The sequence below is a fragment of the Candidatus Nitrotoga sp. 1052 genome (assembly GCF_927312905.1).
Taxonomy (GTDB): domain Bacteria; phylum Pseudomonadota; class Gammaproteobacteria; order Burkholderiales; family Gallionellaceae; genus Nitrotoga.
Map to the genome: position 1 here is coordinate 17,085 of NZ_CAKMHQ010000012.1, position 12,847 is coordinate 29,931.

A 12,847-nucleotide genomic window follows, 5' to 3' on the forward strand; every position below is an offset into this window, starting at 1 on the left:
GCTACTAAAGACCTAGGAGGAATAGACCATGAACAAAATAACCTTTTCGCTGAATGATCGCATGACCGGTGCGGTCGTGGCGGACCTTCAGGATGCGCTACAACAGATCCTCGAACGGGGCGTCATCCTGCGGGATGATGAGGGTACCCGGCGCGAACTAGCGGCTGCTCTGCAACGCGAACGTGCCGAGCAGACCTACGGCAGTGCCACGCGCAAGCTGGTAGGTATCTTCCAGGAATCGCGGCAAATCCAGGCCGACGGTGCGGTGGATGAGCCGACCGCAAACGCAATTAACGCCTTCCTGCGCGAGGCGGGGCTGCTCGACAGAGCGGACGCGCCGAAGTCCTACATCGTCAGCGGCCAGGTGCGTCGCGAGGACGGTTTGCCCCTGCAGGGCGTGCAGTCGCGCGCCTTTCACGAATCCGATCGGGGAGGCATCCGCTTGGGTGACGATGTTACCGACGCGGCGGGGCGTTACACCATCCGCTACGAGTTATTGCGTGGGGTTGATGGCATCAACCTGCGCGTCTCGCTCATGGACGACGATGGCGAGCTGCTGCAATCCTCGGAAGTTATTCGCAATGCGAAGCCCCTGGAGATCATGGACCTCACCTTGCCCATGGATCGCAAGCCTGCGACGCAGCGCCGGCTCGAAGGCCAGATCATGTTGCAACACGGTATGCCCGCTGAGCAGTTGAAGTTGCGCCTGTATCGCCTGGACTATGGCGGCAACGCGACGTTGCTGAACGAAACGAGCACCCTTGCTGGCGGTCAGTATGCTTTCACCTACGATCCAGGCGGGAGGGCAGTGAGTCTCGAGGTTCGCGCCGTGAACGGTGCGAACGAAGAGAAACTGCTTTCAAAACCGTTGAATGATCTAAGCGGCGAGTCCCGCGCGGTATTGAATCTGGTCGCGCCCGGTGCCTTGCAACCGCTAGCGGCGGAATACCGGCGCCTGGCGGCCGACCTGACACCGCATGTCGGTCAGATGATCAAGCTGGCCGAGGCGAAAGAGAACAACGAACGCCAGGATCTCACCGTACTGAACCGCGTCACTGGCTGGGACGCGCGCCTGATTGCGCTGGCAGCCACCACTGAACGGCTTAGCGCGGATGCAGACGTACAGTTGCCGCAGGAGTTCGTGTACGGTCTGCTGCGCGCAGGCTTGCCCTTCGACAAGTTAATGTTGGCGCAGGTTGAACCGGATGTGGCCGAACAGGCGCTCAAAGCCGTTCGCGATGCCGGTATCGTCGAACTCAGCGACCAGCAGATCGGCAATTTCAAGAAGCAGTTTGCTACCTTCGCAACCACCGTGCGCCTGAACGTCCCCGCGCCCGGCTCACGCTCGACTTATGGCGAGTTGCTCAAGGCATCGGGCTTGAGCGCTGATGCGCAGACCAAATTCGCTCCCGTCTACCTCCGCCATCGCGGGGATGCTTCTCAATTGTGGGATGAGGCGCGTAAGGCCGGGCTGGACGATGAACAAGTCGCCAAGCTGCAATTGCAAGGCAAGCTGATATTTCTGACCGGCAATAGCGAAAGCATGACCGCGCGGCTGATAGAAAAGCAGATTTACGGCCCCGAGCAACTGGTGGAGCAGGGCCTCTACCGCGCCGAATTATGGGTCACGGAGGTGCTTGGTCAAGCTGGAATTCCTTTGAAGCGTCGGAATAACCTGATGGACGCTGATAGGAAGAAGCTGGACGCCGTGATTCCTCCTGCTTACGCGGGCGAGAAAATCGAAAGCCGCCTTAATGCTTACGCCGAAGATATGGCACGCAAAGTGCGCCTGAGTTATCCCACCCAGGTGGTTGGACGATTGATCGAAGAGGATGAGATCAAGCTGCCTACGGCCCGCGATGCCACGGTCACGCTGCTGAAAGCTGCGACAGCGCAGGGTTTCCGCCTTGGTGAAACGCCGGTGGCCGCCTTCCTCAAATCACACGCTGGAATGCAGGCTGGCATGAGCAACGCCGAGTTTCAGGCGGCCGGCCAGCAGCTGAAAGTTCTGCAGCGCGTATACCAGATTACCCACAGCAACGAGGCGATGCCTATTCTCATCAGTCTGGGCATGACCTCCGCCTATGACGTGATGGCGTATTCCGAGTCGGAGTTCACGGCGCTCTACGAGCGCAAATACTTTGACCTTTATGGCAGGTCCCCTACCCGAACTGAGTCCCGGCTGGTATACCGCAAGGCGAAGCAGGTCAGCGTCGTGACATACAACCTGTTCACCATCGCCAAGAAACTGGACAGCGAACCGGCCGTTGCAGGGATGTCGGCGTCGGCGGAAGTGCGCGAAAATGTGCGCAACGAGTTAATCAAGCACTTTCCCACCATGGAAGCTCTGTTCGGCTCGTTGGACTTCTGCGAGTGTGAGCACTGCCGTTCAGTGCTCAGCCCCGCTGCCTACCTGGTGGACCTGCTGCAATTCGTTGACACCGAGCCGGGAGTGTGGAGCAATTTTCTGGCACAGTGGAAAGCGACCCATCACAATCAGGAGTACCCACACAAGGATAAGCACGGCAATCCAGTTAAGCCGTATGACGTTCTGCAGGAGCGCCGTCCCGACCTACCGTACATCGCGCTCGATTGCCAAAACACCCAGACTGCGTTGCCCTACATCGATGTCGTCAATGAGATACTGGAGTACTACGTTGCCAACGGGAAGTTAGAGAAAGAAGCCGGGCACGACACGGGTGAGGCCACCACTGCAGAGCTGCTCGCGGAGCCGCAGAACGTGATCCGCGAAGCCTATGACACACTTCGTGAGGCGCGCTACCCGCTTACTCTGCCGTTCGACCTCTGGATCGAAACAGTGCGGCAGTTCTGCAATTTCTTTGAAACGCCACTGGCGCGAGTCTTGGAGGTGCTCCTCCCGAACGACGGTCTGTTCGCCCCCACGCAATCCTTAGACCGCTTTACAATTTTCATGGAGTCGCTGGGATTTTCGCTGGGGGAAACGGCCATCTTCATCGACATTGATCCGTTGGCTAAATGGCATGAGTTGTATGGCTTCATGACGGCTGCAGAAGCAGTGACCGTTGCAACTGATCCCAACACCAAACAGCGCATTGACCTAAACTCGGCCAAAGCCCTTTCCCGACGCCTTGGGGTCAGCTATAAGGAGATTGCGGAAATTGTCCAGACCGGCTTTGTGAACCCCAAGCTTGCGAAACTAGGCGTGCTCTACAAGCTTGGGGCCAGCATTCACGACGCGCGTTTCTACCTTGCCCATAAGAATGACCCCGCACCCGTTTCTATCGAAGATAATAAACGGCGCCTAGAGGTTGATGCCTTTACGGAGGAGATGCAGGTGCTGGCCCTTGCGTTCAACGTTTCCACAGCGCAGTTGGAGGCCGAATTGCAGGCCATTCCCTTCGATGGGGTGTTAGTGCTTGCGGACCCCGATGCGGGGTGCAATTTCGATCTTACCACTCTGCAATACGCCGACGGCACAAAAGCAGATCCAATAGCCTTTTTGCGTATTAATCTGTTTGTGCGCTTGTGGCGCAAGCTTGGGTGGAGCATAGAGGAGGTCGACCGCGCCCTTTGTACATTTGTTCCCAAAGAAGTGCCGTTCGACGATGATCCAATCAACCTTGGCAAGCAACCGCTCAGAACCGCGCTGATTTACTTGTCGCACCTAAAGGCATTGGACGAGAAGGTGCGGGTCGGCAAGCAGAGCCGTATCAAGCTCATCACGCTGTGGTCGAACATCGCGACCACCGGCAGCATGCCACTTTACACGCAGCTCTTTCTGACCCGCAGCGTGCTGAAGAGCACTTCGGTATTTGACCATCCGTTGGGGCGATACATGTCCGTGGCGGGGATCAAACTCAAGGATCATGTGCTTGCCCTGCGGGGCGCCTTAGGCCTCACCGCCGACGAGATCAGCCGCATCCTCGTAGATGCAGCAATACCCCTCGAAACGGCCGAGTTATCGCTGCCGAATGTGTCACTGCTCTACCGGTACGGTCTCCTAGCGAAGGCGCTTAAGCTGTTGGTTTCCGAGCTGATTGCGCTTAAGCAGCTCTCCGGCCTTGACCCGTTCACGCAATTGCATCCTGAGCCGCTTGCGGACGCAACTGTGGGAGTCGAACCGCTGAAAAAAGCGATCGAGTATGACTATCCCTTTTCTCAGACCCTGCGCTTTGTGGAGGTGGCAGAAGAGGTCAAGAAAAGTGGGCTGAAAATCGAAGACCTGGAATACCTGCTGCGCCATCGCTTCGACGAAACAGGCAAGTACCACCCCAACAGCGATGCCACACTGGCGTTGCTAAAAATGATATCCGAGGGTATACGCGTCATCCGTGCCGAACACACCGTGCCAGATGATTCTGGGGCCATGAGCGAAGAAATGCTGCGCCAGAAGCTCGGACTGGCGCTGCCGTCCGATGTGGTGGAGCGCTTCCTGGCAATGATGAACAATACGGCGGAGTTCACCGCCACAAAATCCCCCGTCGCGGAAGCAGACCAATTGCACGCAACAAATTTCATTGGTGAACTTGCAATCAGTCAAGTGGACTACAACAGTTCGAGACAAGAGCAAAAACTTGTGTTCCGTGGCGTCTTGTTCGATCGACAGAAGGCGGACTTGAAGGCTAAGTTCAATGTAACACTAGCAGCAGGGCAACAACTGACCTTCACTGATTTGCTGGAAGAAGTGCAGGTGCAAGCAAAGCAGCAAGCAAACAAGTTCTTTATCAAGCATTTGGAGAAGCACGCGCTCAATCCATCAGTTACAACAGGCTTCATGGATCTGGCTGATTTCGACCTACTTTTTGATCCGAATCTCGCGCTTGCCGCAGGCGAAACGGAGCAGGATCGGGTCCGAAAAAAGCGAACGAAACTCGCCAACGCCTTTCTGCCTTTCCTGCAAACGCGGCTGATCCGGCAGTTCATAGTCCAGACGATGACGGCGCAGACTGCAGCCGATCCGGGATTGGTTGAGAGCCTGCTTACCGACGAGCGCTTGATCGCTATCGCAGGGTCCAAAAACTTGCTGACCGCGTTAGCGTCTACTTCTGAACGTTCGGTCACAGCGACATTCTTCGATGGCGCAGAAACAGCCCTGACCACGCTTTCCCTTGCCGATGCGGACACCAGTTCCCAAGACAAGGACGGTAACCCGCTCAAGCCCGCTACAGCGGAAGGTGCGCTTCTGGCAGGTTATCTGGAGGTGCCCACAGCGGGCGCTTATCGTTTCTCAATCGAGCTCGATAAACAGCACACCGAAGCAGAGTTGCGGTTTCCAGATATGCCTGAGCCTGTATTCCTGAAAGGCAAGGCTGCTGGGGACCACGCCATGCTCGGGAACCAGCCCAAAGAATTTTTGGAACTGAAAGCCGGCGTGCTCTATCGCTTCGCGCTTAACTTGAAGAAGCTGAACGGCGGTGAAGCTAGATTGCGGGTGCAAGGCGAGACATTGCCCAAGGGACCGTTGTCGCAACTAACACTCTACCCCATTGCCGCCATAAACGCGGCAGAGCGCGCTGCGCTGTTACTCAACAAGGCCCTGCAACTGGTGCAGAGTCTGAGTCTGAGCGAACGGGAAATTCGATATATCCTGAGCCACGCCGCCGACTTCGATGGTGTAAGCCTGAGCGAGTTGCCGACTGAGACTGCTGGCGACACGCAAGCTGAGAAAACAGCCGCAACAGAACGCTTTGCTCGATTCCTGCGCCTTGCTGCCTATGCACGACTCAAGGATGATTTGGCTGGCGGAACGGACGCCATAATTGGGATCTTTGAAGCTAACGAAACGGCTGATGCTGACAGGCTGGACAAGAAGGTTTATCCGCTTGTCTCCAAGCTCACTCGTCGGGATGAAGCGACGGTAAAAGCCTCTGCCCAGGAGTTAGTCGCCGTTCCCTCGTTCCAAAACGAGAAACCATTGCAGCGGCTGTGGGAAGCGCTGCAGGTCGCAGAGCGCTTTAGTGTACCGGTGGCGTCACTATCTCAGTGGACCCGCATTGCCAGTTCCGCCGCCACGTCCGCCCAGCGCTTTGTGATAGCCAGCGACGTGAAAGAAGCGATTAAGGCGCGCTTTGAGCCGGAAACCTGGCAGCGGTTGGCCCAGCCGATCTTCGACAAGCTTCGCCAGCGACAGCGCGACGCACTGGTGGCTCACGTCATGCACCAGCACGGCTTCGCCCGCATGGAACAACTTTACGAATACTTCCTGATTGACCCAGGCATGGAGCCGGTGGTGCAGACTTCACGCATCCGGCTTGCAACCGCCTCAGTGCAATTGTTCATCCAACGTTGCCTACTGAACATGGAGTTGCTGGTGCATCCTTCGGTCATCAATTCCAAGCAGTGGGAATGGATGAAGCGCTACCGCGTGTGGGAAGCGAACCGCAAGATATTCCTCTTCCCCGAGAATTGGCTGGAGCCCGAGTTCCGCGACGACAAGACACATCTGTTCTCCGAGATGGAAGGTGCCCTGCTGCAGGGCGACATCTCCCGTGACCTGGTGGAAGACGCCTTCTTCAACTACCTTAAGAAGCTGGACGAACTGGCGCGGCTGGATATCGTAGCCATGCATCTGGAGGACAATGCCAACCCCGCCGGTCGCTGCCTGCACGTGATCGGCCGCACTTACAGCGAGCCGCACAAGTACTTCTACCGCCAATACGCCCAACAAATGTGGACACCGTGGGAACCGGTGAGTGCCGAGATCGAGGGAGATCACCTGGCTCCAGTGGTCTGGCGTGATCGTCTGTATTTGTTCTGGGTGACATTTATGGAAAAATCGGCCGAGAACGCGCAGCCGGGATCCCTACAAGGGTCGTTGGCTCAAGCCGGACTAGCAGATATGATGAGAGCTGTGAAGGTTGCAGGTGAGCCGAAACAAATTGATGTGCAGCTTCATTGGAGCGAATACCTTAACGGTAAATGGAGTACGCGCGAGTCGAGTGGTTTCAATGCACCTAGTCCGATCGTTAAGGTTGGGGTGTTGAGCTTCGACAGCAAATCCGTATTCGTCCATGTCTCAAAAGCCTATGAGAACGGTGAGGAGCGCGGGGTTTATATTCACCTGGGTGGTGCGATTAACCAGGCGTTCCACTTGGCAGGTCGCAACAGCACGCCGGAAAAGGATAGCTATGCCACCAAGCCCGACAACCCTTACAACAGTGCGAACATGGGACTTGCCAATCGCTATTCTGGCAACAGCGAATTCAAAGTCAGCTTCCAGGAGCGCATCACCACAGGAACTGTGAACACGACCCAGAATGCAAATCTAAACATCCTGCAACAGGGCGGCGCTTATACACTACTGCCGTGTGACAACAACCTCATGGCACTGGGAGTTTCCGAGGAGGGTTATATCAATCCAGCCGTCGCTAAGGCCGCCATTGAGAGCGGTATTGGAGAGATCGCGTCGCTCATGAAACCGGTCTTTTACCAAGACAATGCCCACACCTTTTTCGTCGAACCTAACGTAACCGAGCGGACTATCGAGGAATGGCAGGAATGGGTCATGCTTCCGCCGCGATATGAGCAACCCTGGCTGGACCCGGATTGGTGGAAGAAGAACGTAGTGATTCCAAAGATTCCCAACAAGGGGCCCACTCCAGACCCCGGAGAACCGAGAGGGGGCTTCCGTATCAACCAGCGGTCGCTCATCCAACCAATCCCAAGCCGTGACTGGCTTGTGAACTCTGGCACGGGCTTGATGTTTGATGGTTCATTGATTGGCCCTCGCGGACAACCGGGACTGCAGATATTATTATCTGGGGGCGTCGGTAAGGAAGGAGTACCGATAAATGTAAATCCAGGGAGCGGCTTAACATCGGGCAGCACCGTTGTTCTTACGGGAGGGGCCACTCTCGAGCAGTCCGGTCTGACCCAGGTCGGTGGTGGCTTAAACATTGTCGGAGGTGGTGGCTTCAACTCGGCGCTAGCACAGAATCTCAATGAATGGAATCGCTCAGACTTCGGCACAGGCATGCCTGACGTTGGTCGGTTAGAACGTTAAAAAACAGGGGATGTCATGAAAAACCTAACAATAGCTAAGGCCGATCGTTTTCATGGCCACCTGGATACAGAGCTCGCCTTTAAGCCCAGACGCTTCATCGAAACGGAAGAAACCAAGTACCTGATCATTCAGGAACGCGAACTCAGTTATCGCTTGTACCTGCACCAGCATCCCTACGTGCAGCAATTAACCCAGCGGCTGCTCCGCAGAGGCAGCTCTGGACTGCAGGCTGCGGATACGGAATACGACACACGTGTTCAACTTACCAACGCAACAACGGCGAAGGACGCGAACGGTAAATCGGTTCAGCTTGCCGTCGGAACCATTTTGCATCTTTCTGATGGGGCGACGGTCACGCTAGATGGCGGCATAATCCGTTTTGCAGGTAGCAAAGTTCTCAACCTGTCGGATGAATCACCGCTCACGCCCGCCGTAAACAAGCCGGTGACCATTCCCAGCAAGACAGTAGTCCGCCGCGATGGCCGCGATAGTGTGACGCTGGATGTCGATACCAGTGCCACACTGGTGGATGGTGCACCATTGCCTGTGCTGTATGCGGACATCTTTACGCCGGCACGCTACAACCCATCGGCGCTGGTACAGCGGCCATACCCGGTCAAAGACCTCGACTTCACCTCTGGCGGCGCCTATTCGGCTTACAACTGGGAGTTGTTCTTCCATGTGCCCATCACCATAGCCATCCACCTCAGCAAAAATCAGCGTTTTGCCGAGGCGCAACGTTGGTTCCATTACTTGTTTGACCCAACCGACGACAGCGACGGCCCCACTCCTGAGCGTTTCTGGAAGGTTCGGCCCTTTCAGACGACGGATGCCAATAAGATCGAAGAAATTCTGGTCAATCTCGCGACCGGAACGGACGAGACGTTGCGCAAAGAGACCATCCGCAGTATCGAGGCATGGAAGGACGCCCCTTTCCGCCCGCACGTTATCGCACGCTATCGGCAGCAGGCGTACATGTACAAGACAGTGATGGCTTATCTGGACAACCTGATCGCTTGGGGCGACTCACTTTTTAGGCAGGATACTGGCGAGACAATTGACGAGGCGATGATGGTGTATGTGCTCGCGGCCAACATACTTGGCCCACGCACGCAGTCAGTAACTAAGAAGGGCACGGTCCGCCCGCAGACCTACGCCAATCTGCGGCATGACATCAGCCAGTTCGGAACAGTGATGCGCGAAGTGGAAGCGGATCTGCCTTTCGATCTCATGCCATTCCCAACAGACGATGCCGCCGATAACGACCGTCTAGCAACCGTGCGTAGCCTGGGTAAGGCACTCTATTTCTGCGTGCCGCGAAACGACAAGCTGCTGGGCTATTGGGATACGGTGGCCAACCGCCTGTTCAAGATCCGCAATAGCATGAACTTCCAAGGCACCTTCCGCCAGCTCGCCCTGTTCGAACCGCCGATTGATCCCGCCATGCTGGCGCGTGCGACGGCCGCCGGGCTAGACGTAGGGGCGATCATCAACGGTCTTAATCAGCCCTTGCCGCTAGTGCGTTTTCAGCTCCTGGTGCAAAAGGCCGCGGATATATGTCAGGAGGTCAAATCACTAGGCAACAATCTACTCTCGGCGATGGAGAAGGAAGACGGAGAGGCGATGGCGATCCTACGCGCCCAGCATGAGCGCGTGGCTACGGAAATGGTCGAGCATGTGCGCTACGGCCAGCTTCAGGAGTCTATTAAGTCGAAGGAAGGTTTGATCCAGTCATTGGCTCTGGCGGTGCAGCGGTATAGCTATTACGAGCGACAATTGGGCAAACAGGCAGATGAAGTCGAGAAGGCACTTCCTGACCTGGGTGAGTTGGATAAAGACAGCCTGAATAAAATGAAGTTCGCTATGAAAGAGCCGGAAATCATCAAGCGTGAGCTCGAAGTGGACATTGCCAAAGACCTAGGTGATGAAGGCGGCGGGAAAAGGATAAACACGCAGGAGGCTGCAGAGATCAAGAAATTAAAAGAAGCGCGAGGCTTACAAAACGATGCTGCAGACAAAGACAAGATCGCCGCTGGGCTTAGTCTCATCCCTGAGTATTCAATGTTCTTAGCTTACTGGGGAATTGGTGGCACTTCTGAGTTTGGTGGTTCTGCATTGTCCAAGTCGATGTCCTTTTGGTCGAGCTTTGCCAAGTCGGATGCTGACAAGTTGACGTACGAAGCGGGCACCACAGCCAAAATTGGTTCCTATAGCCGCCGCGAGCAAGACTGGGCCTTCCAAAGCAACTTAGCCGCCGGTGATATCACTCAGATCTTCAAGCAAGTTCGTGCTGCGGAAATACGTCAAGCCATTGCCGAGCTGGAACTGAAGAACCACCGCCAGCAAATCAAGCACGCGAAGGAGATCGAGCAATTTCTGAACGAGGAAGGCACTGAGAAGAAGGGCAAGAAGACTAACAAAGCGCTCTACGTCTGGATGAAGCGCGAGGTGAAGGGGCTGTACGCCCAGTGTTTCCAGTTTGCTTTCGATGTTGCTAAAAAAGCCGAGCGCGCCTTACAGCACGAGCTGGGCAACCAGGAACTAAGCTATCTCCAGTTCGGCTACCTAGCGGGCAAGGAGGGCTTGCTTGCCGGGGAGAAGCTCTACTTCGACATCAAACGTATGGAAATGGCCTATCATGATCTCAACCAGCGCGAATACGAGCTCACCAAGCATGTCAGCCTGTTGCAGGTGAATCCGCTGGCGCTACTTCAATTACGCGCCACTGGGCGCTGCACCGTGATGCTGCCAGAATCGCTCTTCGATATGGACGGACCGGGTCACTACTTCCGTCGCGTCAAAACTGTAGCGGTGAGTATCCCCTGCGTAACCGGTCCTTACGCCAGCGTTAACTGCACGCTGACGTTGTTGAAGAGCAGCATTCGCAAAACACAAGTCCTAAGTAATGACGGCTATGCACGTGCGAACGCCGAGGACGACCGCTTCAATGATTATTATGGAAGCTTGCAATCCATTGTTACTAGCTCGGCGCAGAATGACAGCGGCCTTTTCGAGACCAACCTGCGCGATGACCGCTACCTGCCTTTCGAGAACTCTGGAGTGATCAGCGAATGGCAGTTGGAACTTCCGGCCAATCCCAGCAATGGCCAACCGCGCCAGTTCGATTACAACACGATCAGCGACGTAATCCTTCACCTCCGCTACACGGCGCGCGACGGTGGAGGCTTGCTGCGCAAGGAAGCAGTGAAAAACGTTGCGGCCACAATCGAGGCGGCGCAAGCGGCAGGATCTGTGCGACTGTTCTCTGTACGGCACGAATTCCCCAGCGAGTGGGCAAAGTTCCAAGGGCAAACGCCGGGCGCCAGCCAACGCTTCGAACTGGCCCTCAACTTGCGCGAGGAGCATTACCCGTTCTGGAGTCAAGGGAGCCTTGGCAGTGTACTGCGAATGGACCTCCTTGCGCGCAGCACAAAGATTCCGGTACCCGTCAGTTTAGATGTATTCGACAAGGCTGATCAACACGATGCAACAGCTAAGAAAGATACCTTAGCCAAGGATGCTGCGATGGGAAATCTACTGGTCAGTAAGCTATCTGAAATCAGTCTGCCTGCCAGCCCGATCAGCAAAGTGAGGTTCTTCTTTGAACAAAGGGAGATCAGTGACCTTTGGATTGGGCTAACATGGAGCAAGTGAGTGCGTTCAGTTTCGTGGAACTGCTGCGGAAAAAGCGAATTTTTTGGTCTACTCGACTCATACCGCAACGCCGATCCCTTAGCAGTAGGGAGTTAACTTGAAGCCAAAATGACGCAGTATGTCCAACCTCAACGCCTCGTTGTATCCTGCGTCAAAGGCCGAACTTGGCCCAAGTTTCACGTCCGAGAACCCTCTTAACCGGGCAGGCCTCGTCCGCTTTACTTTGTTCATAAAGAAAAATAATAAAAGACTGCTACTTCTCTTGATTTAAATAATTACCGTCAAGTATTAGCGATAACCGTCGGGCCACAAGAAGTTTGATGCCCGTCTGGGCAGACTCAACGTTTAATGCAATTTTTTGACGCCCTTTGAGGTAGCTCACACCAAGCCATCATTAGGAATTTTGAATTCGATCTTGTAATGCCTGTCTCCTCCCTTTATTTGTTATTCAAAAGAGTATTATCAGCCGTTCACCTAACCAAAAAACTTATTCACTAGCGCGAGACCGGGCTTCAAAATCCCCTTGCCGTCCCAGTGCGTGGAAGTACCAAGTCGAGGGTGGGGGTGGGGTACAGATTTATAATCTCGTACCGAGCCGATTTCCTTGACACTCACCCACGTCCCCTATGGCTCCCAGTCAAAAGTTACAAACTCGCCACTGTTCTCTCTGAGCCTGTCAGCAATACACTCGCCGAGATATACCTTGACCTCTTCCACTGTCAGATTAGAGATAAAGATTGTTGGATAGCGTTTCTCGTAGCGCTCGTTGAGCAGATCAAATAAGAACAACTTTTCTGTCTCGCTGCCAATTTGCACGCCCACCTCGTCAAGAATTAACAGATCAGGGAATGTCATCGCGGCAACCGCTTGCCTTTCTGTTTCGTTGCTGTTTCTACTCCAAGTGTCCTTGATGCGTCTGATTGCACGTAGCACAGTGGTGAATAGTGCTGAGCAACTATCCCGGTGCATGATGCGCAGACCGATACCCACGGCCAGATGGGTTTTGCCTGTGCCGGGCTTGCCGACAAACACGGCACAGCGCCCGCCTTTCAGCACATCGTCAAATGTGTCCGCGTAGTTGTCTGCGAAGGCAGCGCTATGCGTTGCGGTTCGGTTTCCGCTATAAATGATTTCAAGCTGCGATCTTGAAATCGGTAAGGGATCCCCGCCTGACCCACCCTGTGCTTCTAGCAGAGTAATTTTCTTCAC

Annotated in this window: 3 protein-coding genes; 2 read left to right on the forward strand and 1 reads right to left on the reverse strand. The window is 55.1% G+C overall.

The features are described 5' to 3' along the window. Window positions 1-28 precede the first annotated feature (28 nt). On the forward strand, window positions 29-7,984 hold the full coding sequence (locus MJ768_RS02220) for a neuraminidase-like domain-containing protein (RefSeq protein ID WP_239287687.1): 7,956 nt from the start codon (window positions 29-31) through the stop codon (window positions 7,982-7,984). Window positions 7,985-8,311: 327 nt separating this feature from the next. After that, on the forward strand, window positions 8,312-11,638 hold the full coding sequence (locus MJ768_RS02225) for a Tc toxin subunit A-related protein (protein WP_239287689.1): 3,327 nt from the start codon (window positions 8,312-8,314) through the stop codon (window positions 11,636-11,638). A 624-nt stretch (window positions 11,639-12,262) separates the two neighbouring features. Here MJ768_RS02225 and MJ768_RS02230 read toward each other — a convergent pair. Then, the gene (locus MJ768_RS02230) at window positions 12,263-12,847 is read right to left on the reverse strand and encodes an ATP-binding protein (protein WP_239287691.1); all 585 of its coding nucleotides are present in this window, start codon (window positions 12,845-12,847) and stop codon (window positions 12,263-12,265) included.

What these genes read in the sequence shown, in the direction of transcription:
- MJ768_RS02220 (WP_239287687.1), top strand. Translation starts at nt 29, where the DNA reads ATGAACAAAATAACCTTTTCGCTGAATGATCGCATGACCGGTGCGGTC.